At 73.0% G+C, this 18,607-nt stretch carries 21 protein-coding genes; 8 read left to right on the plus strand and 13 right to left on the minus strand.

Annotated features, from left to right (window positions below):
* Positions 1-11: 11 nt before the first annotated feature.
* Positions 12-1,256, plus strand: coding sequence for an SLC13 family permease (locus HNR68_RS15910; RefSeq protein WP_179721817.1), 1,245 nt, complete (start codon positions 12-14; stop codon positions 1,254-1,256).
* Positions 1,257-1,266: 10 nt separating this feature from the next.
* Here the strand turns inward: HNR68_RS15910 and HNR68_RS15915 are convergent, their stop codons facing one another.
* Together HNR68_RS15915 and HNR68_RS15920 are read right to left on the minus strand one after the other, a co-directional pair.
* Positions 1,267-2,034, minus strand: coding sequence for a CoA-transferase subunit beta (locus HNR68_RS15915; protein WP_179721827.1), 768 nt, complete (start codon positions 2,032-2,034; stop codon positions 1,267-1,269).
* Between the two features lie 20 nt (positions 2,035-2,054).
* A complete protein-coding gene (locus HNR68_RS15920) occupies positions 2,055-3,020 on the minus strand; it encodes a CoA transferase subunit A (protein ID WP_179721829.1) in 966 nt (321 codons plus the stop codon).
* Positions 3,021-3,152: 132 nt separating this feature from the next.
* Between HNR68_RS15920 and HNR68_RS15925 the strand changes: the two genes are divergently transcribed.
* Positions 3,153-4,064: a LysR substrate-binding domain-containing protein gene (locus tag HNR68_RS15925; protein WP_179721831.1), complete on the plus strand. Its 912-nt coding sequence runs from the start codon at positions 3,153-3,155 to the stop codon at positions 4,062-4,064.
* Positions 4,065-4,197: 133 nt separating this feature from the next.
* Positions 4,198-5,529 (plus strand): MFS transporter, encoded by a 1,332-nt coding sequence (locus HNR68_RS15930; protein WP_179721833.1) that lies wholly within the window; start codon positions 4,198-4,200, stop codon positions 5,527-5,529.
* Positions 5,530-5,759: 230 nt separating this feature from the next.
* On the opposite strand, the gene HNR68_RS15935 is transcribed toward HNR68_RS15930, so the two are convergent.
* A complete protein-coding gene (locus tag HNR68_RS15935; protein WP_179721835.1) occupies positions 5,760-6,704 on the minus strand; it encodes a pseudouridine synthase in 945 nt (314 codons plus the stop codon).
* Between the two features lie 23 nt (positions 6,705-6,727).
* Positions 6,728-7,213: a GNAT family N-acetyltransferase gene (locus HNR68_RS15940; RefSeq protein WP_343050180.1), complete on the minus strand. Its 486-nt coding sequence runs from the start codon at positions 7,211-7,213 to the stop codon at positions 6,728-6,730.
* 109 nt (positions 7,214-7,322) lie between these two features.
* Between HNR68_RS15940 and HNR68_RS15945 the strand changes: the two genes are divergently transcribed.
* Complete coding sequence (locus HNR68_RS15945; RefSeq protein ID WP_179721837.1) at positions 7,323-8,480, plus strand: MFS transporter; 1,158 nt, start codon at positions 7,323-7,325, stop codon at positions 8,478-8,480.
* Between the two features lie 8 nt (positions 8,481-8,488).
* Here HNR68_RS15945 and HNR68_RS15950 read toward each other — a convergent pair whose 3' ends face one another.
* The gene (locus HNR68_RS15950) at positions 8,489-8,656 is read right to left on the minus strand and encodes a hypothetical protein (RefSeq protein WP_179721839.1); all 168 of its coding nucleotides are present in this window, start codon (positions 8,654-8,656) and stop codon (positions 8,489-8,491) included.
* Between the two features lie 141 nt (positions 8,657-8,797).
* Here HNR68_RS15950 and HNR68_RS15955 point away from each other — a divergent pair, with 141 nt between their 5' ends.
* A complete protein-coding gene (locus HNR68_RS15955; protein ID WP_179721841.1) occupies positions 8,798-8,971 on the plus strand; it encodes a hypothetical protein in 174 nt (57 codons plus the stop codon).
* Between the two features lie 59 nt (positions 8,972-9,030).
* On the plus strand, positions 9,031-9,249 hold the full coding sequence (locus HNR68_RS15960) for a tautomerase family protein (protein ID WP_179721844.1): 219 nt from the start codon (positions 9,031-9,033) through the stop codon (positions 9,247-9,249).
* Positions 9,250-9,257: 8 nt separating this feature from the next.
* Here HNR68_RS15960 and HNR68_RS15965 read toward each other — a convergent pair whose 3' ends face one another.
* Complete coding sequence (locus tag HNR68_RS15965; RefSeq protein WP_179721847.1) at positions 9,258-10,709, minus strand: MFS transporter; 1,452 nt, start codon at positions 10,707-10,709, stop codon at positions 9,258-9,260.
* A gap of 57 nt (positions 10,710-10,766) precedes the next feature.
* Entirely contained in the window at positions 10,767-11,714 is a 948-nt protein-coding gene (locus tag HNR68_RS15970; protein ID WP_179721850.1) for a U32 family peptidase, read from the minus strand.
* Positions 11,715-11,868: 154 nt separating this feature from the next.
* On the opposite strand from HNR68_RS15970, the gene HNR68_RS15975 reads away from it, so the two are divergent.
* Positions 11,869-12,636, plus strand: coding sequence for an IclR family transcriptional regulator domain-containing protein (locus tag HNR68_RS15975; RefSeq protein ID WP_179721853.1), 768 nt, complete (start codon positions 11,869-11,871; stop codon positions 12,634-12,636).
* Between the two features lie 15 nt (positions 12,637-12,651).
* On the opposite strand, the gene HNR68_RS15980 is transcribed toward HNR68_RS15975, so the two are convergent.
* Both HNR68_RS15980 and HNR68_RS15985 read right to left on the minus strand, forming a co-directional pair.
* The gene (locus HNR68_RS15980) at positions 12,652-13,080 is read right to left on the minus strand and encodes a universal stress protein (protein WP_179721856.1); all 429 of its coding nucleotides are present in this window, start codon (positions 13,078-13,080) and stop codon (positions 12,652-12,654) included.
* Between the two features lie 16 nt (positions 13,081-13,096).
* Entirely contained in the window at positions 13,097-13,918 is an 822-nt protein-coding gene (locus tag HNR68_RS15985; protein ID WP_179721859.1) for an SDR family NAD(P)-dependent oxidoreductase, read from the minus strand.
* A 266-nt stretch (positions 13,919-14,184) separates the two neighbouring features.
* Here HNR68_RS15985 and HNR68_RS15990 point away from each other — a divergent pair, with 266 nt between their 5' ends.
* The gene (locus tag HNR68_RS15990) at positions 14,185-15,351 is read left to right on the plus strand and encodes a S8 family serine peptidase (protein ID WP_179721861.1); all 1,167 of its coding nucleotides are present in this window, start codon (positions 14,185-14,187) and stop codon (positions 15,349-15,351) included.
* 43 nt (positions 15,352-15,394) lie between these two features.
* Here HNR68_RS15990 and HNR68_RS15995 read toward each other — a convergent pair whose 3' ends face one another.
* The 4 genes from HNR68_RS15995 to HNR68_RS16010 form a co-directional block, all read right to left on the minus strand.
* Entirely contained in the window at positions 15,395-15,718 is a 324-nt protein-coding gene (locus tag HNR68_RS15995; protein ID WP_179721864.1) for a hypothetical protein, read from the minus strand.
* Between the two features lie 95 nt (positions 15,719-15,813).
* Positions 15,814-16,782 (minus strand): phytoene/squalene synthase family protein, encoded by a 969-nt coding sequence (locus HNR68_RS16000; RefSeq protein WP_179721865.1) that lies wholly within the window; start codon positions 16,780-16,782, stop codon positions 15,814-15,816.
* A 104-nt stretch (positions 16,783-16,886) separates the two neighbouring features.
* Positions 16,887-17,528: a hypothetical protein gene (locus tag HNR68_RS16005; protein ID WP_179721868.1), complete on the minus strand. Its 642-nt coding sequence runs from the start codon at positions 17,526-17,528 to the stop codon at positions 16,887-16,889.
* A gap of 430 nt (positions 17,529-17,958) precedes the next feature.
* A complete protein-coding gene (locus HNR68_RS16010; RefSeq protein WP_179721870.1) occupies positions 17,959-18,579 on the minus strand; it encodes a TetR/AcrR family transcriptional regulator in 621 nt (206 codons plus the stop codon).
* Positions 18,580-18,607 lie beyond the last annotated feature (28 nt).

The raw sequence follows: 18,607 nt of genomic DNA on the forward strand, positions 1-18,607 counted from the left end.
AGAGGACAACGATGTCTGCTGACATGATCTCCATCGGCGCCCTGGGCGTCATGTTCGTGGTCGCCACCGTGCTGCCGATCAACATCGGCATCCTCGCGTTCATCGGCGCCTTCGTCGTCGGGACCGCCTCGCTCGGGCTCTCCGAGGAGGAGATCTTCGAGGGGTTCCCCGTCTCGCTGTTCGTGACGATCGTCGGTGTCACGTACCTGTTCTCGGTCGCCCAGCGCAACGGCACCATCGACCTGCTGGTCCGGGCGGGGGTCACGCTGGTGCGGGGCAGGGCCGCACTGGTCCCGTGGGTGCTGTTCGCGATCGCCGCCGTGCTGACCGCGTTCGGCACCTTCACCCCGGCGGCGGTCGCGCTGCTGGCCCCGGTCGGCATGAACTTCGCGCACCGCTTCGGCATCAGCCAGCTCATGGTCGGCATGATGGTGATCAGCGGCGCGCACGCCGGGGCGTTCTCCCCGATCGCGGTCTCCGGCGCCCTGGTGCTGGGCATGGTCGACCAGACCCCGCTCGAGGTGGCACCGGCCGCGCTGTTCCTGGCCAGCTTCGGGTTCAACGTCCTGGTGTCGCTGCTGACCTTCGTCCTGCTGGGCGGGCCCCGCCGGGGTGGCACCACTGCCGGGGGAGAGGCCGAGCCGGGCGGTGCGTCGCGGCTGACCTGGCGGCAGGCGCTCACGGTGGTGGCGCTGGCCGGGCTGGTCGTGGGCGCCCTGGTGTTCCACCTGGAGATCGGGTTCCTCGCGCTGCTGGCGGCCACCGCGCTGACCCTGGTCGACGTGAAGAACCAGGCCAAGGCGGTCGACGGCATCAGCTGGTCGACGATCCTGCTGGTGGCCGGCATGGTGACCTACGTCGGGATCCTGGAGAAGGCGGGCACGGTCGACGCCGTCTCGCAGGGCGCCGCGGGCATGGGCGCACCGCTGTTCGTGGCGCTGCTGCTGTGCTTCGTGGTGGCCATCGTCTCGGCGTTCGCCTCCTCGACGGCGATCCTGACCGCGATCATCCCGATCGCCGTCCCGCTGCTGCTGGCCAGCCACCTCAGCGCGGCGGGACTGGTCGCCGCGCTGGCGATCTCCACGACCATCGTGGACACCTCGCCGTTCTCCACCAACGGAGCGCTGGTCCTCAGCAACGCCAGGGACGTGGACCGTGACCGCTTCTACCGGCAGATCGTGGGCTACACCGCCGGGCTCGTCGGCGCCGGACCGGTGCTGGCGTGGGGCTTCCTGGTGCTGCCCGGCGCGGTGTGAGGCCGGCGCGTCAGCGGAGGTAGACCCGGTCCGGGTCGACGTCCTCGCGCAGCAGCCGGAGCTCGGCCTCGGTGGGCGGTTCGACGGTGGTCAGCTCGTCGGCCACCGCCAGGTCCCACCCGGTGGCGGCGCGGACCTGCTCCACCGTCACGCCGGGGTGGGTGGCGACCAGGCGCAGCTCCTCGCCGGCGCCGTCGCGGGCCAGGATGCCGAGGTCGGTGATCACCCGGGTGACTCCCGCCCCGCGCGGCCGGATCCCGTCGCGCAGCGCGCGGTCCGGGCCGGGCGAGGTGCAGAAGTCGAGCTCGGCGACGAGCGAGCGCGGGTCGTGCCGGCGCATCACCACGAACACCTCGCGGGAGTTGGCCATCACCTCCATCGCGCCGCCCGAGCCGGGCAGCCGCACCTTCGGCGCGTGCCAGTCACCGATCACCGAGGAGTTCAGGTTGCCCCAGCGGTCGATCTGCGCGGCCCCGAGGAAGCCGACGTCGATGCGACCGCCCTGCAGCACGTACCCGAACAGCGCCGGCATCGACAGCACCGCCTCGGACCCGGTGATGAGCACCGAGTCGGCGATGGTCTCCGGCAGGTGCGTGGGGTGCGCGCCGCACACGCCCGACTCGTAGACGATCTCGATGTCCGGTGCGACGGTCCGCTGCGCCAGCGACACCGCCAAGGTGGGCAGCCCGATCCCGGCGAACACGGTGTTCTTGCCGACCAGTTCGCGGGAGGCCACCGCGGCGAGCAGTTCGGACGACGTGATCGCTCCGGCGTTCATCTGCACTCCTCCTGCCGGCGTCACAGCCGACGCCCGTAGTTGACCGGCTCGCTCCACGCCTCGCCGACCGCCAGCCGCTGCCGGGTCTCGGCGCCGAGCTTGGCCAGGTACTCGGCGTGGTCGGCGGTGCCCCGGACCCACTCGTCGAGCCACCGCTGGAGCCGGTCCGGATCCTTGCTGATGTGCGACCAGGCGCGGTAGAACTCACCGTCCCGGTCGTAGTAGCCCTGCACGAACGCCGGGTGCGCGCCGCCCGGGCACTCCACCACCGCGTCGACCGCGTGCGCGGGGATGACCGTGCGGTTCGGGTCGGAGCGGACCACCTCGTCGGCCACCACCTCCTCGACCACGACGATTGCGGTCCGCGCCGCGTAGACCGCCTCCGCCTGGATGCCGGTCAGGCCCCAGACCTGGGTGTTGCCGGCCCGGTCCGCGCGCTGCGCGTGCACGATCGTGACGTCCGGGTTCAGCGGCGGCACCACGTAGACCTGCTCCGGCTCGCCGTCCGGACCGGGGTAGGGCGAGGTGACCTTGCGGATGTCGGGGTTGACCGCCGGCACGTCGCTGCCCGCGTAGGAGCGCAGCGGGTAGAACGGCAGCCGCTGTGCCCCGGCCAGGTAGCGGCAGATCATCCCGTAGTGGCTGTACTCCTCGTACTCCAGCGGCTCGGGCTGCCCGGTCTCGATGCGGCGGCGCAGCTCGCCGAGCGAGCCCGCGGTGGAGTTGCCGACGAACGACGACACCAGCTTGCGCACGCAGCCGCCGGCGATCAGCTGGTCGGTGACGATGTCGGCGGTCATCCGGGCGATCGTGAGGTCCTTGCGGCCCTGCCGGATGATCTCGTGCCCGGCGGCCGTGGGGATCAGGTGCGTGAAGCCCTCCAGCGCGACCGTCGCTCCGTCGGTGACGTGGGTGGCGATCGCCTCCCGCATCGTCGTGGTCTTGTCCGCCCTGCGGGGGTCCGCCTCGGCGACCGGGTCGTGCATCGTCGGGCTCCTCGGTGTTCGATTCGGAGATCGGCTTCACATTGCCAGTCCGAATTGATAGCTGTCCAATACTGGATCGGTGTCGGATCAAGACCGATGCTTGATGGATCGACTGGGAACTCGAGGTCCGCCGTGGAGCTTCGCCACCTGACCGCCTTCATCGCGGTCGCCGAGGAACTGCACTTCGGCCGCGCCGCCAAGCGGCTGCAGATGGCTCAGCCGCCGCTGAGCCAGCAGATCCGCCAGCTCGAACGCGAGCTCGGCGTGCAGCTCTTCGAACGCAACACCAGGTCGGTGCGGCTGACCAACGCGGGGGAGTCGTTGTTGGAACCGGCCCGCACGGTGCTCGAGGACGTCGACACCGCGGTGCGGGCGGCCAAGGCGGCCGGCCGCGGCGAGTACGGGCGGGTCACCGTCGGTTTCGCCGGGGCCTCCAGCCACGAGTCGCTGCCGCTGCTGACCCGCGCGGTCCGCGCCGCGCACCCGGGGCTGGAGCTGGTGATGCGCGGGCAGACCTACGCCAACGTCGCGCTGGCCAAGGTCGCCGACGGCTCGCTCGACCTCGGCTTCGTCCGGTTGCCGGTCAACCAGCCCGGTGTGCGGACGCGGGTGATCGAGGTGGAGGAGCTGATCTGCGCGCTGCCCACCGACCACCCGCTGGCCCGGCAGGAGCGCATCCGGATCGAGCAGCTGGCCGACGAGCCGTTCGTCAGCTTCCCGGCCAACGCCGGCTCCACCCTGCGCGACGCGCTGGTCAAGGCGTGCGTGTCGGCCGGGTTCAACCCGCGCGTCGTCCAGGAGGCGCCGGACTCCTACACGATCCTCGCGCTCGTGGCCGCGGGCGTCGGCGTCACCCTCACCCTGACCTCCTGCCAGCACATCCAGCAGACCGGCCTGGTCTACCGCCCGCTCGCGGGCGACCCGATCCGGATGCACGCCGCGCTGGCCTGGCGCGCGGACAACACCTCCGCGGCGTTGCGCACCGTGCTGGAGATCGCCGAGGAGGCCCTGCCCACCCCGACGGGGCTGAAGAACGCCGATTGAGTCCTCCAGCGTCTTGCTGTCGCACCGATCCAGTATTGGACAGTCTTGGTGCGGAGTGACACCGTTGCACCCCATCACACCTCGGGTGGTGAGCGCGTCGGCTCACCGGCACCGGAGCTTCAAGGGAGAACGCATGGGTGCGATCAGTGCGCGCGAGCGGAGCCGCACGGCCAACCGCGCCGGGATCGGGGCCTTCATCGGCTCGACGATCGAGTGGTTCGACTTCTACATCTACGGCACGGCGTCGGCCTTGGTGTTCGACAAGGTCTTCTTCCCCGAGCTCGACGGTGCCGTCGGGACGCTCGTGGCGTTCGCGACGTTCTGGATCGGCTTCCTCGCCCGCCCGCTGGGCGGCGTCGTCTTCGGCCACATCGGCGACCGGCTGGGGCGGAAGAAGACGCTGGTCATCACGCTGCTGATGATGGGCGTCTCCACCACCCTGATCGGCGTGCTGCCCGGCTACGCCCAGATCGGGGCGTGGGCGCCGGTCCTGCTGGTGCTCATCCGCATGGTGCAGGGCATCGGCCTGGGCGGGGAGTGGGGCGGTTCGGTGCTCATCGCCTCCGAGCACGCGCCCAAGGGCAAGTCCATCCTCTACGGGGCCTTCGCCCAGCAGGGCTCGCCGGTCGGCAACACGCTGAGCACGGTGAGCTTCCTGGCCATCAGCCAGCTGCCGGACGAGGCGTTCCTGGGCTGGGGCTGGCGCATCCCGTTCCTGGCCTCCGCGCTGCTGGTGGTGGTCGGCCTGTTCATCCGGCTGCGGGTCACCGAGTCGCCTGCGATGGCCCACCTGATCGAGCGCAAGGCGGTCGCCAAGCTGCCGATCTGGGAGATCGTGCGCTCGCACCCGACGCTGCTGGTGCTCGGCATCGGCGCCTGCACGATCGGCCTGTCGGCCACCTACTTCAAGACGACCTTCGCGCTGTCCTGGGCCACCAGCGAACTGGACTTCGACAAGAGCTCGTTCCTGACCATCATCCTGGTCGCCAACATCGTGCAGATCCTCGTGCAGCCCTTCGGCGCGGTCATCGCCACCGCGATGCGCAGCTGGTCCCGCGCGGTGACGATCATGCTGCTGCCCGAGGTGGTCCTGCTGCCGCTGATGTTCGTGCTCATCAGCACCAACGACTACGTCCTGGCGATGGTCGGCGTGGCCATCGCGACGGTCCCGCACTGCCTGTACTACGCGGCGCTGGCGGGGATGCTGGCCAGCCGGTTCCCGGCGCAGGTCCGCTACACCGGCATCTCGCTGTGCTACCAGCTGTGCGGCACGATCCTCGGCGGGACCACGCCGATCGTGGGGCAGTTCCTGCTGAACCAGACCGGCTCGATCGCGGCGGTGATCGGGTACGCGATCTTCCAGGTGCTGCTGACCCTGGGCTGCATGCTGGTGCTGCTGCGCCGCCCGAACCACGACGACCGCGCGCAGGCCGAGGGCCCGCGCGCCGAAGCCGTCCCGGCCTGACCCGAGCGGGTGCGGCTCCTCGGCCGCGGGGAGCCGCACCCCGATCGCGTCAGGCGCCTTCGGCATCGGGCCGGGCGCGGATCGCGAGGAAGCCCGTCGGGGCGATGTGCTCGTACTGGGCTCCCCGGCCCACCGCGTCCCGCGTGGTGCTGGTCGTGGCGGAACGGGCAGCTCGAGGCCGGGCTCCCGCCTCGCCGTCTCCGGTCTGATGTGGACGGAGCGTCGCGCGGTCAGCGCACCGCTTGCTCTGTCCGCTCGTCGTGCCGGCCGGTCCAGCTGCCCAGCGTCCGGCGGGACTCGAAGCGCCGTCGCCGGCCGGTGATCGGGTCGGTGAACTCCAGGACCGTGGCCAGCAGCTGCAGCGGGGAGCTGAAGTCGTCGGCGGCCCGGGCGCGGACCACGGGGTACAGGTCGTCGCCGAGGATCGGCACGCCCAGCCGGTTCATGTGCACCCGCAGCTGGTGGGTGCGGCCGGTCCGCGGTAGCAGCCGGTAGCGGCCGAGCCCGCCGCGGTGTTCCACCAGCTCGACGCGGGTCTCGCTGTTGGGCTCGCCCGGCACTTCCTCGGCGCGCAGCACGCCGCGCTGCTTGCGGATCCGGCTGCGCACCGTGCGGGGGAGCTCGAGGTCGGGGTCGACACGGGCGACGGCCTCGTACTCCTTGTGCACCGACCGGTCGTGGAACAGGGACTGGTAGGCGCCCCGGTGCTCCGGGGTGATCACGAACATGACCAGCCCCGCGGTCAGCCGGTCCAGCCGGTGCGCGGGGCTGAGCTGCGGGAGGTCGAGCTCGCGCCGCAACCGGACCAGCGCGGTCTCCACGACGTGCCCGCCGCGCGGGGTGGTGGCCAGGAAGTGCGGCTTGTCCACCACCAGCAGGTGCTCGTCGCGGTGCAGCACGTCGACCGCGAACGGCACCGGCGTCTCCACCGGCAGGTCGCGGTGGAACCAGACGAACGCGCCCGGGACGAACGGCGAGTCGAGGGTCAGCGGGCCGTCGGTGGAGACGATCCGCCCGCTGGACAGCATCGCGTCGATGCGGTCGGGGGAGAGCTTGGGGATCCGGTCGACGAGGTGGTCGCGGACGGTGCGCCAGCGCCCGTCGAGGGGCAACCGCATCCGGACCGGGTCCACGCCGTGCCGCTGCGGCAGCGGCGAGCTGGGCTTGCGTCGCATCGCGCCACCAGCCTAGCCGGTGGTCACAGGGCGAGCTTGAAGCCCTCGTGGGAGGCGGTGAAACCGAGCCGCTCGTAGAACCGGTGCGCCTCCGGACGCTGCTTGTCGCTGGTCAGCTGCACCAGGGCGCACCCGCGACGGCGCGCTTCGCTGAGGCACCAGCGGACCATCGCACCGCCGAGGCCGTGGCCGCGGTGCTGCTCGTGCACCCGCACCGCCTCGATCTGGGCCCGCAGCGCGCCACGGCGGGACAGGCCCGGCAGGAACGTCAGCTGCACCGTCCCCACGACGTGGTCACCGCAGGTGGCGGCCACCAGCAGGTGCGCCGGGTCGGCGTCGATGGCCGCGAACGCCGCCCGGTACGGTGCCAGGTCCGCGGCCGACTCCCGTGTTGCCCCGAGCGGGTCGTCGGCCAGCAGGTCCACGATCCCGGGCAGGTCCGCGCTGGTCGCCCGGCGCAGCTGGTAGGTGGCCGGTCCGAGGGACACCGTCGCGAGCACGTTCACCACGACCTCCACTGTGGAACGTCGAGACCGGCCCGGCGGGGCGGGGGTCGGTGGCGGGTCCCGGCGCGGACGTTGGCATGATCACGGCGATCCTAGCCGGGAGGAGGCGGTCATGGCGGAGGTGGCCACGCGCAAGCCGGTCGCCGCGCGGCTGGCGGTGGCCGCGCTGTTCCTGGTCAACGGGGCGAGCTTCGCCAGCGTGGTGCCCCGCTACCCGGAACTGCAGGACTCGCTGGGTCTGTCGAACGCCCCGCTGGGGGCCGCGATCGCGGCGTTCCCGTGCGGCGCCCTGGCGGCCGGTCTGCTGGCCGGTCCGCTGCTGGCCCGGTGGCGCTCGGCGGACGTCGCGGTGTGGTGCTCGGTGCTGCTCGCCGCGGACCTCGTCGCGATCGGCCTCGCCGCGCACTGGTGGCAGCTGGCCGGGGCGCTGTTCGTGGCCGGCGCGATGGACGCGGTGGTCGACGTGGCGATGAACGCCCACGGACTGCGGGTCCAGCGGGCCTACGGCCGGTCCATCGTGAACTCCTTCCACGGCCTGTGGAGCGTCGGTGCGATCGTCGGCGGCCTGGGCGGTTCGCTGGCCGCGGGTGTGGCCGCGCCGCTGCCGCTGCACTTCGGGGTGGCCGCCGCGGTGCTCGGCGCCGTGGCCGTCGCCAGCCGGTTCTTCCTGCTGCCCGGCCCGGACGACAACGCGCACCGGGGGACCGCCCGCGTCCGCCCGGGAGCGCGCGCGTTGCTCGCGCTGCTGGCGCTCGGCGCCCTGTGCGGGGCGAGCGCGCTGGTCGAGGACACCGCTGCGTCGTGGGGCGCGATCTACCTGCGGGACTCGCTCGGCGCCGCGGCCGCGCTGTCCGGTGCGGTGTTCGTCGCGCTGCAGGCGGCCCAGACCGTCGGACGGCTCACCGGCGACCGGCTGGTGGACCGCTTCGGCGCCCGCGCCGTCGCGCGAGCCGGGGGCGCGCTGGTGGTCGTCGCCGTGGGCGGCGCGCTGCTGTGGCCGTCGATCCCGACCGCGGTCATCGGCTTCGCCCTGGCCGGGTGGGGGATCGCCACCGTCATCCCGGCCGGGTTCACCGCGGCGGACGCGGTGCCGGGCCTCCCGCCGGGTGCGGGACTGGCCGTGGTCGGCTGGCTCTACCGGCTCTTCGTGCTCGTCGGTCCACCGCTCGTCGGGCTGCTCGCGGACGCGGTGAGCCTGCGGCTCGGCCTGGTCGTGGTGCCGGTCGCGGGAGCGGTCGTCGTGGTGCTGGCCGGGCGGCTGCGGCGCTGACCGCGGCGTCAGCCGAGGAGCTTGGCGAAGAACCAGCCGATCCGGCTGACCTTGCGCACCCGCGGGTTGCCGGCCACCCCGTGGATCTCCCACTGCTGCCCGCAGACATCGCAGCGCCACAGTCCGATCCGGCTGGTGTCAGGTTCGCACGGGTGCCCTCGACGCCCTCTCCGCATGTCTCGATCCCACCACAACTGCACGCCACCGTGGTGCGGCCCACAGCGGGCGAATCGGGTGAAACCATGACTTTTGGCCTTACACAGCGTGCACGACTGCGCCGTACCGTCATCGTCGGTGACTCGGAGAGGGGATGTTGAGTGACTGCGCGAGAACTGGTCGACGAGATGGAACGCCGCTGGGAAGAGCTGATCGCCCTGCGAGCGAGTCCGGACATGTACGGCAGCGAGAGCCTCGACGGCCAGCTGGCCGAACTCGAACTGTGGTTGCTCCGCGCGCAGCGCATGGTGACGGGAGGGGTCCGAGCCGCATGAGTGGCGTCCGAATCAGCTGAATCGTCCCGCGCAGCGGGGGAGTGCGGAGGAGCGGTCCGATGCCGTTCATCGACATCAAGGTCATCGCCGGGGCGTTCAGCGACGAGGAGAAGCAGCGCTTGGTCGAGAGCGTCTCCGAAGCGGTCATCGCGATCGAGGGGGAAGGGTTGCGACCGGTCACGCACGTCGTGGTCACCGAGACGCCCAGCGGGGCGTGGGCGATCGGCGGCAACGCGGTCACCGCGGAGGACGTGCGGGCGAAGCGGGCCGCGGGCTGACCGGTGCCTCACCGGTCCGGATGGCCGGTGCAGGGGTCCTGGCAGGCGTGGTTGAGGCCGGGCAGGCAGTAGGTGTCCACGCGTTCCGCGCGGCCCACGGTGAGCCAGGCCAGGACCCCGCCCGCCGCGCACAGGCCCGCCGAGATGAGCAGCGCCGTGCCGAACCCGGGCCCCAGCGGCGCGCCGGCGCCGGTGCGGGACAGCCCGGAGACCACCGGCAGCACCGCCACCGCGAGCAGCCCGGCCAGGCGGGACACCGCGTTGTTCACCCCGGAGGCGACCCCGGCGTTGTCCTCGGTCACCGAGGCCAGCACCGCCGAGGTCAACGGGGCCACGGTCAGCGACAGGCCGAGGCCGAACACCAGCACCCCGGGCAGCACGCCGGAGGCGTAGCCGGCGCCGGGGACCGCGCGGGTCAGCAGCACCAGGCCCGCCGCGCACACTACCGGGCCGACGGTCATCGGCAGCCGCGGACCGGTGCGCTGCGCGACCGCGCCCACCCGGCCGGACAGCAGCAGCATGATGACGGTGATCGGCAGCGTCGCGATGCCCGCCGCGAGCGCGCTGTAGCCCATGGACTGCTGCAGCTGCAGCGACAGCAGGAACAGCGCCCCGCTCAGCGCGGCGTACACCGTCAGCGTGGTCAGGTTGGCGCCGGTGAACTGCGCCGAGCGGAACAGCGACAGCGGCAGCAGCGGGCTCGGGTGGCGCCGCTCGATCAGCGGGAAGGCGACCAGCCCCGCCACGCCGATGACGGCGGCGGCGGCCGCCAGCGGGGTCCAGCCCGCCGCCGGGGCCTCGATGAGCGCGAACACCGCCCCGGCCAGCCCGGCGGTCACCGCCAGCGCGCCCAGCACGTCCGGCCGGCCCACCGCCTGCGGGTTGCGGGACTCCGGGACGTGCCGCAGCGCCAGCAGCGCCGCCACCGCGATGGGCACGTTGATGACGAACACCGAGCGCCAGGACACCGCGTCCACCAACCACCCGCCGACGAACGGGCCGAGCGCCGAGGACACCCCGGTCAGCCCGGCCCACCGGCCCACGGCCTCACCGCGGTCGTCGTGCCGGATCGAGGAGTTGATCAGCGCCAGGCTCCCCGGCACCAGCAGCGCCCCGCCCACGCCCTGCAGCAGCCGCGCCACCACGAGCGCCTCACCGGTCGGCGCGAGACCGCACCCCAGTGAGGCGGCGGTGAACAGCACCAGCCCGATGACGTACACCCGGCGGCGGCCGTAGCGGTCGCCGAGCGCCCCGCCGAGCAGCAGCAGCGCGCTGAGGGTGAGCAGGTAGGCGTCCAGCACCCACTGCAGCACGCTGAGCCCGCCCCCGACCTCGCGGCCGATCGCGGGCAGCGCGACGTTGACGACCGACCCGTCCAGGAACGCCACCCCGGAACCGAGGATGGTGGCGACGAGGATCCAACGCCCCGACCGCGAGCGCAGCGGCGCAGCAGTGCTCATCCGCCGACGATAGGCCGAGCCGGGCGCCGGCTCAGTGCGGACCGGCGCCCCGGCGCGTCACGAGCCGACCCGCTCCTGCGCGGCGACCTGCGGCACGGCGAGGCCGTCGGCGGGCAGCTGCGAGGCCTTCGCCTCCGGCGCGTAGCGGTGCAGCAGGTCCAGCCCGATCCGCGCGCGGCGGACCCGTTCCCGGCCCAGCGCCACGGCGGTGGGCGTCAGGTGGGTGCCGCTGGGGTAGATGTTCGGGGCGTTGCGCAGGCCGAACTTGACGTACACCGGGGCCGCCACCCGCACGATCTCGGCGATCTCGAAGTGCCGGACGAAACCGCCCATGTCGTCCGGCGCCTCCACGTAGACGTCCAGCGGCAGGTCGGTCGCGGCGCGGATCGCGGCCAGCTGCCCGATGCTCAGGTCGGTGGGCACGTTGTAGGTGTCGGCGCCGAGGTCCTCGGCGAGGCGCACCGCGGCCGGGTTCGCCAGTCCCATCTGGACGCTGATCTTGAACTGCAGGTCCGGCGGCAGGTCGCCTGCTTCGCGCATCGCCGAGGCGACCTTGAGCACCCCGAGGTCGGTGATCAGCACGCTGCGGACGCCCGCTTCCGCGGTCCGCCTGATGTCCTCCAGCACGTGCACCAGCTGCTCGGTGCCGCGCGCCTGCGCGGCCACCGGCCCACCGCCCGCGGCCACGGCCATCGGGCTGGTGTCCCACCCGGCGACCGGGCGGGCGAACAGGCTCAGCTCCACCGAGCGGGCCGCGGCGGTGCCGGCCATGGTCCGCAGTTCCGCGTCGGTGAGCAGCATGCCACCGCTGCCCTGCGAGATGCGGTGCACGACGACCTGGCGGGCTTCGGCCTCGGCGAGCACGGCGTCGAGCACCTCAGGTCCTTCGGTGCTCGGGATCTCCACCCGGTACTGCGCACCGTCCGGGAACCGCTTCGTGCTGGTGGTCGGGGCATCGGTGTCCGGCAGGCCTTGGGACCGCAGGAACTCGCGTGTCTGGCGCACTCTTCCGCTCCGTTCGAGATGCCAAACAATGTTCGGGAGATCGTATGTTCGGTGTCGGCGGCCGGTCAAGCGGAGGCGAGCACCGTGGTCGGTATCGGGTACGATGTTCGAAATACCGGTCATCGGAACGGGCGGTAGGGGAGGAGCACCAGCGGTGGCACGAGCGGTACCTGCGGTGGAACGGGCATTCGACGTCCTGGAGCTGTTCCTGGACGCCCCCGAGCTCAGCGCGCCGGAGATCACCGCGCAGCTCGGCCTCCCGCGCACCACGGTGCACGAACTGGTCGGCACCCTCAGCGAACGCGGCTACCTGATGCCCGCGGGGCGCGGCAGCAACAAGTTCCGGCTCGGGGTGCGCGGGTTCCAGCTCGGCTCGGCCTACGCCGAACGCCTCGACCTGGCGCGGGAAGGCCAGCTGGTCGCGGAGGAGATCGCCGAGCGCTGCCAGGAGACGGTGCACGTCGGCGTCCGCGAAGGCACCGAGGTGCTGTACGTGGCCAAGGTGGACAGCAGCCACCCGGTCCGCATGGTCTCCGCGGTGGGCCGGCGCCTGCCCGCGCACTGCACCGCGGTCGGCAAGGCGCTGCTGTCCGCGCTGTCCCGCGAGGAGGTCGACGAGCTCTACGGCAACCGCCGGCTCAAGGCGATGACCGAGCACAGCATCACCACCCGCAAGGCGTTGCGCGCCGAGCTCGACCAGATCGCCGAGGACGGGGTGGCCCGGGAGTACTGCGAGTCCAACGAAGCGGTGGCGTGCGTGGCCTCCCCGGTGCGCGACCACACGGGCGCGGTCGTGGCCGCGATCAGCATCGCGGTGCCCATCCTGCGGTGGAACGAGGAGACCGAAGCGGCCCTGCGGGACCTGGTCCGCGAGGGCGCGAGCGACCTCTCCGAGCGCCTGGGCCACACCGGGAACAGCTGAGGCGCGCGCCGGCGGTCAGTGCCGGACGATGACGACCGGGCACTTGGCGTGCACGGCGCAGCGCTGGCTGACCGACCCCAGCAGCGCTCCGTAGAAGCTGCCGTGCCCGCGGCTGCCGACCACCAGCAGCTCGGCCTGCTCCGAGGCGTCCAGCAGCGCTTGGGCGGCGTGCCCGTGGACGAGCAGGCGCTCGATCGGCACCGGCGGGAGGTCGGCCTCGCCCTGGATCTGCTCGACGGTGTCGTCCAGCGCCTTGCGCGCGGCGTCCTCGAAGTCGTCGGGCGGCATCGGCCCGCCCTCCCAGCTGTAGAACGCCGGGAACTCCCAGGCCCCGACCGCGCGCACGGTGGACCCGGTGAGCGCGGCTTGCTTCACCGCCCACCGCAGCGCGCACGCGGCCGGTTCCGACCCGTCCACGCCGACGACGATCGTGCGTTCGCTCATGGCACCAGCCCTCCAGTCAGCTCCGGGCCTGCTCGACGAGCTCGTCGCTCAGCGCGCGCAACCGGGCCCGGGCCTGCTCGTCGTAGGCCTGGTCCAGCGCCCGGCACGCGCGTGTCCCATGGAAGTACTCGCCGGTGGTCGCGTCCAGACCGGGACCGGTGATCAGGTGCATCACCGCCTCGGCGCCCTCGCTCACCGTGCTCACCGGGCTGACTCCGGCCTCGCGGACCATCGCGGTGTTCATGTAGGTCGCCGGGTGCACGGCGTTGACCGTCACGCCGCTGCCGTCGAGCTCCGCGGCCAGGTCGACGGTGGACATGATCTGCGCCAGCTTGCTCTGCGCGTAGGCCCGCGTGCCCAGGTAGTCGTGGGCGAGCATCGGGTCGTCGAAGTCGATCGAGTGCTGGCCGGCCGAGGCGACGTTGACCACGCGGGACGGGGCGGAGGCCCGCAGCAGCGGGAGCAGCAGCCGGGTCAGGTGGTACCCGGCGAGGTAGTTGACGGCGAAGCGCAGCTCCACGCCGTCCGCGCTGAGCTCGCGCTGGGCGCCCGGCGGCCCGGAGCCGATGCCGGCGTTGTTGACGAGCACGTCCAGCCGGTCCGTGCACCGCCGGACCTCGTCGGCCAGCTGCGCGACCTGGCGCAGCTCGGAGAGGTCGGCGACGAGCGCGGTGTGCTCCTCGGAACCGGTCGCGGCCACCAGCTCGGCCCGGACCGCCTCCGCGCGTTCCGCGCTGCGGCCGTGCACGAGCACCCGGTGCCCGCATGCCGCGACCCGGTCCGCGAGCTCCCTGCCCAGACCGCTGGTCGCGCCGGTGATCAAGACGGTTCGCTGCACGTGGACCCCTCCGCTCGATGATTACCCCCAGTGTCGGACCGGGGGCCGCGGTTGTCATGCCCCGCCTGCGCGTGGTGCCCGGACTACCCCCGTCAGGTGTGACACGAAAGGGTTGTGTTCTGCGAAAACCAGTGTGACTCGTGGGTGGCAGGAGACGGAGAGGTGCGGTCCCTACCCGGCTGGGTGCTTGTGACTCAGCGTAATGCGCGATACACCTGGGACAACTGTGGCGAGGACCACCCGACCGACCGCCGAGGTGAGCGATCATGACCCCAGCCGGGGAGAACACCACCGGACGCTATCTGGTGCTGCTGGAAGACAACGCGACGATCATCGGAACCCGCGAGCTGTCCCGGCTCACCGGCATCCGGTGCGCCAACACGGCCGATGCGGCGGGGGCCGCGCCCGGTGAGCTGTTCCGCAGCGCCGGCGGCATCGTGCTGCACGACCTCGGCGTGGCGCTGGTCAGCGCGGACGAGGACCAGTTCGCCTCGTTGCAGCGCGCGGCGGGCACCGGGCCGATCGCGCGCGTGGAAGCGGAGCGGAGGGTGTTCGCCATCGGCGAGCCGTCGAGCTCCGCCGAGGACGGCGAAGCCACCTGGGGCCTGCAGGCGGTGCGCGCCAACCGCAGCGCGCCCACCGGCAAGGACGTGCGGGTCGCGGTGCTCGACACCGGCGTGGACCTGGAGCACCCGGACCTCGCCGGCCGCGACATCGTGACCGGCTCCTTCGTGGAGGGGCAGGAGGTCCAGGACGGGCACGGGCACGGCACGCACGTGATCGGCACCGCCTGCGGCCCCCGCACCTCCACGGAGGGCCCGGGCTACGGCATCGCCTCGGAGGCCAGCATCTACGCGGGCAAGGTCCTCGGCGACGACGGCACGGGCACCGACGGCGGCATCCTGTCCGGCATCCAGTGGGCCATCTCCAACAGCTGCGCGGTGGTGTCCATGTCGCTGGGCGCGCCCACCGAACCGGGCACGCCGTACTCCGACGCGTTCGAGAAGGTCGCGCAACGGGCGATGGAGCGCGGCACGTTGATCATCGCCGCCGCGGGCAACGAGAGCCAGCGGTCGGCCGGCACCATCGCGCCGGTCGGGCACCCGGCGAACTGCCCGTCGATCATGGCCATCGGTGCGGTGGACTCGCAGCTGCAGATCGCCGACTTCTCCTCCGGCACGGTCGACGAGATCGGGCAGGTGGACCTGGTCGGGCCCGGCGTCGACGTCTACTCCAGCTGGCCGGGTGCCGAGCGCTACCGCAAGCTCAGCGGCACCAGCATGGCCACCCCGCACGTCTCCGGGGTGGCGGCGCTGTACGCCCAGCAGTACGCGGAGCGGGCGTGGGGCCTGTGGGCCCGGCTGTCGCAGGCGGCGCGCCGCCTGCCGCTGCCCGCCACCGACATCGGCGCCGGGCTGGTCCAGGCGCCGTGACCAGCGCCCGCCCGGCCCGTTCCTCCCGCGGGCCGGGCGGGGCTCACTCCCGGTCGTGGATGGCCTGGGCGGCGACGCGCGTGCAGTTGCCCAGGTCCTCGGCGGCCGCGGCCGCCTGGTCGAGCGCGACGTGCGCCGCGGAGGGCTCGGTGGTGTTCGGCTGCTTGCAGGCCGAGGCCAGGCCGTCCAGCTGGCGGGCCAGCCGCGCGCTGGCCGCCGTGATGGCCAGCAGCGCCTCGCGCGCTTCCTCGATCGCCTCCGGCGAGGTCGTCAGGACCCGGGCACTGCGCTCCAACGCACGGCCCGGTTCGTCGAACAGCTCCGACGTGGTCCTGACGTCACGCCCGCGCGGAGTTCCGCTGCTCATCTGGTCGCTCCCCACAGCGTCCGGGAACCGGCCCGGTGCTCGACCGGACCGGAGCTCACCCGTCCCGGCTTCCCCGATCCGGAGATCCTCATGCCTCAGTGGGGAGTGCGGAAGCTCACCGCGACCACCGCGCCGACCGCTGCCGCCGCGACGCCGAACCGGCGGGGGCCGGACACCGCCACGCGGCGGCGGAACACGTCGTAGCCCGACTCCACGACGCGGTCCAGGATCTCGCCGTAGAGCGTGAACGCGGTCCGCACGCACGGGCGGGACCGGGGTGCGAGCAGCGCGATGCCGGGCTCCGCGCTCCGGTAGAGCGCCCGGGTGCGCGCGACCTGGTCGGCCAGCGCCTGGCGCACCCGGCGGTCGGGGCGACCGGTGCGACGGCACCACGCCAGCCGCTCGCGGTCCACGCCGAACGCGGCCAGCTCGTCCAGCGGCAGGTAGACCCGCCCGCGGTCGAGGTCCTCGGCGACGTCGCGCAAGAAGTTCGTCAGCTGGAACGCCTTGCCCAGCTCGGCGGCGTAGGGGGCGGCGTCGGCGGCGGGGCACACCGTGCCGAACACCGGCAGCAGCTGCAGCCCGATGACCGCGGCCGACCCGTGCACGTAGGCGTCCAGCGCGGCGCGGGTGGGGTAGTCGCGGACGGTCAGGTCCATCCGCATCGACGCCATGAAGTCGGTGAACAGCGCGGGGTCGATGCCGTGCCGCGTGGTGGTGTCGACGAGCGCGGCGAGGACCGGGTGCTCGCTGCGCCCGGAGCGCAGGCCGGCCCGCAGCTCGCCGTCGAGCTCGTCGACCGCCCGCCGGCGCTCGGCCACGCTGCGCGGACCGGTGTCGTCGACGATGTCGTCGACCCACCGGGCGAACCCGTACAGCGCGTGCACGGAGGGGCGCTGGGCCGGGGTCAGCAGGCGGGTGGCGAGGAAGTAGGTGCGGCCGTGCTGCGCGTTGAGCGCCCGGCACCGCCGGTAGGCGGCCCGCAGGTGCGTCGGGATGCGGGCGGCGTCGAGCTCGCGGCGCACTGCCGCCGACGCCCTGCTGCCCGTGTCCACGCCGGTCATCACAGCACACGGCGTGCGCGGGCGTGCGCACGGTGGCCGCCCGCGGTGAACCCCGTCACTCAGGACGTCCGATGAGGACGGTCGTCCGCCGTGCCCCCGGGACCTCACCGGTCGAGCCCGCTCTCGGCGATGGCCTCGTCCAGCCCGTCGAGCAGCACGACCCCGAGCGTGTTCGCGACCGATCCGGTCGCCAGCTCGGTGCGCAACCGCCGCGCCAGGGACCGGACGCGGTCGGTGTCCGGGGTCTGCTGCTGGGCGGCGTCGCGGAGCTCGCGGGCGGTCGCCTCGATCTCCACGGTGTCGCCGTAGCGGGCGTGCACCGTGGGCAGGGTCAGCAGCACCACCCTCGCCACCCGGGTCAGCCCGGAGCAGTCGACGCGTCGCGGCGCGGTCTCCACCGACGACCGGGCGCGCGGCACGGCGTTCTCGGGCGGGTCGTCGAGCACCGCCACCGAGTTCGACCGCGCCCACGACGAGATGTCCCCACCGTGCCGGCCGGCGCAGATCAACCCGGAGCCGGTGAGCCCGGCCCGCGCCGGGGCGCCCCGGTGCCCGACCCCGCTGGTGGCGACCAGGTCGCGCTCCCGCAGCTCCTCCACCACGTCGGCCAGCTCGCTCCACGACGGCTGGACCGCGGCGGCCTTCGCCGCCGGGCTGTCGAAGAAGTCCGCGACCTCCGGCCGGAACCGGTGGTCCTCGTAGAGGTACCGCAGGAAGGCGCGAGCGATCGAGTCGAGCCGGGACACAGTCGCCTCCAAGTGGGTGCTCGTTCGCGGAACCCGGGCGAGGGGGAGGGAAGTGCCGCGGCACGGTCGGACCGGCGGTCGGCGCGTCACGTCACCCCGCGAGTGCCTGCGCTGTCCCCAGTCCAGCGGATCCACCGCGGCGACCGCGGGCCTGGAATCGGCCACGACCCCACGAAGGGTAAGCGGGGGGCGGGCGAGATCGCAGGGGACTTTCGTCACCCACAGGCTGGTTCCCGCACCACGCGGGGATTTCCGCGCACCGCCGGCCGCGCGCGGGCGGGGACCGCCGGCCGCGACCACCCCGGCCACGGCCGGCGGCCGACGCGGGGGGATCCCCTCTGCGTCCCGCCCGCGTGTGGGTGCTCCAGAACACCCACGTGGTCGAGACCCACCGGGTCGGCGGGCGTGACGCGAGTCGGTGGGAGCTCTTTCAGGACGGGTCCGGCGACCCGGTGCGGAGGCCGTCGAAGGCGATCTTGGTCACCGCGTCGGCGACCTGCTCGGCGCGCAACCCGCGGCTCGGCTTGTACCACTCGATGATCGAGTTCACCATGCCGAACAGCAGACGCGTGGTCAGCGACGGGTCGACGTCGGGCCGGATGCTGCCCTCGGCCTCGGCCTGCTTGACCAGGTCGCTGACCATGAGGTCGAACTCGCGGCGGCGGGCCAGCGCCTGGCGCTCGACGCGGGTGTTGCCGCGCACCCGCAGCAGCAGCGTGACGAACGGCAGCTCGGCCACCAGCACCTCGATGCTGCGGCGCACGACGTGCTCGAGCCGGTCGATGGCCCGGCCGGTGGTGGAGGCCTCCTCCTCGAGGACGGCGAACAGCGCGTCCAGCGCCCGGTTGACGCTCAGCCGCAGCAGCTCGTCCTTGCCGGAGACGTGGTAGTAGATCGCCGACTTGGTGATGCCGAGGCGCTGCGCGAGGACCTCCATGCTGGTGCCCTCGTACCCGCGTTCGTTGAACACGCGCACCGAGACGTCCAGCAGCCTGCCGAGGTCGTAGCCCGGTCGACCTCGGCGGTTCCCCCGCGCAGCGCTTCCAGCCATGATCCGAGTATCGCAGTCGGCTCGACCG

Source organism: Saccharopolyspora hordei (genome assembly GCF_013410345.1).
GTDB classification, from domain to species: Bacteria; Actinomycetota; Actinomycetes; order Mycobacteriales; family Pseudonocardiaceae; genus Saccharopolyspora; species Saccharopolyspora hordei.

What these genes read in the sequence shown, in the direction of transcription:
- HNR68_RS15910 (WP_179721817.1), top strand. Translation starts at nt 12, where the DNA reads ATGTCTGCTGACATGATCTCCATCGGCGCCCTGGGCGTCATGTTCGTG.
- HNR68_RS15915 (WP_179721827.1), bottom strand. Translation starts at nt 2,034, where the DNA reads ATGAACGCCGGAGCGATCACGTCGTCCGAACTGCTCGCCGCGGTGGCC.
- HNR68_RS15920 (WP_179721829.1), bottom strand. Translation starts at nt 3,020, where the DNA reads ATGCACGACCCGGTCGCCGAGGCGGACCCCCGCAGGGCGGACAAGACC.
- HNR68_RS15930 (WP_179721833.1), top strand. Translation starts at nt 4,198, where the DNA reads ATGGGTGCGATCAGTGCGCGCGAGCGGAGCCGCACGGCCAACCGCGCC.
- HNR68_RS15935 (WP_179721835.1), bottom strand. Translation starts at nt 6,704, where the DNA reads ATGCGACGCAAGCCCAGCTCGCCGCTGCCGCAGCGGCACGGCGTGGAC.
- HNR68_RS15945 (WP_179721837.1), top strand. Translation starts at nt 7,323, where the DNA reads ATGGCGGAGGTGGCCACGCGCAAGCCGGTCGCCGCGCGGCTGGCGGTG.
- HNR68_RS15950 (WP_179721839.1), bottom strand. Translation starts at nt 8,656, where the DNA reads ATGCGGAGAGGGCGTCGAGGGCACCCGTGCGAACCTGACACCAGCCGG.
- HNR68_RS15960 (WP_179721844.1), top strand. Translation starts at nt 9,031, where the DNA reads ATGCCGTTCATCGACATCAAGGTCATCGCCGGGGCGTTCAGCGACGAG.
- HNR68_RS15965 (WP_179721847.1), bottom strand. Translation starts at nt 10,709, where the DNA reads ATGAGCACTGCTGCGCCGCTGCGCTCGCGGTCGGGGCGTTGGATCCTC.
- HNR68_RS15980 (WP_179721856.1), bottom strand. Translation starts at nt 13,080, where the DNA reads ATGAGCGAACGCACGATCGTCGTCGGCGTGGACGGGTCGGAACCGGCC.
- HNR68_RS15990 (WP_179721861.1), top strand. Translation starts at nt 14,185, where the DNA reads ATGACCCCAGCCGGGGAGAACACCACCGGACGCTATCTGGTGCTGCTG.
- HNR68_RS15995 (WP_179721864.1), bottom strand. Translation starts at nt 15,718, where the DNA reads ATGAGCAGCGGAACTCCGCGCGGGCGTGACGTCAGGACCACGTCGGAG.
- HNR68_RS16000 (WP_179721865.1), bottom strand. Translation starts at nt 16,782, where the DNA reads ATGACCGGCGTGGACACGGGCAGCAGGGCGTCGGCGGCAGTGCGCCGC.
- HNR68_RS16010 (WP_179721870.1), bottom strand. Translation starts at nt 18,579, where the DNA reads ATGGCTGGAAGCGCTGCGCGGGGGAACCGCCGAGGTCGACCGGGCTAC.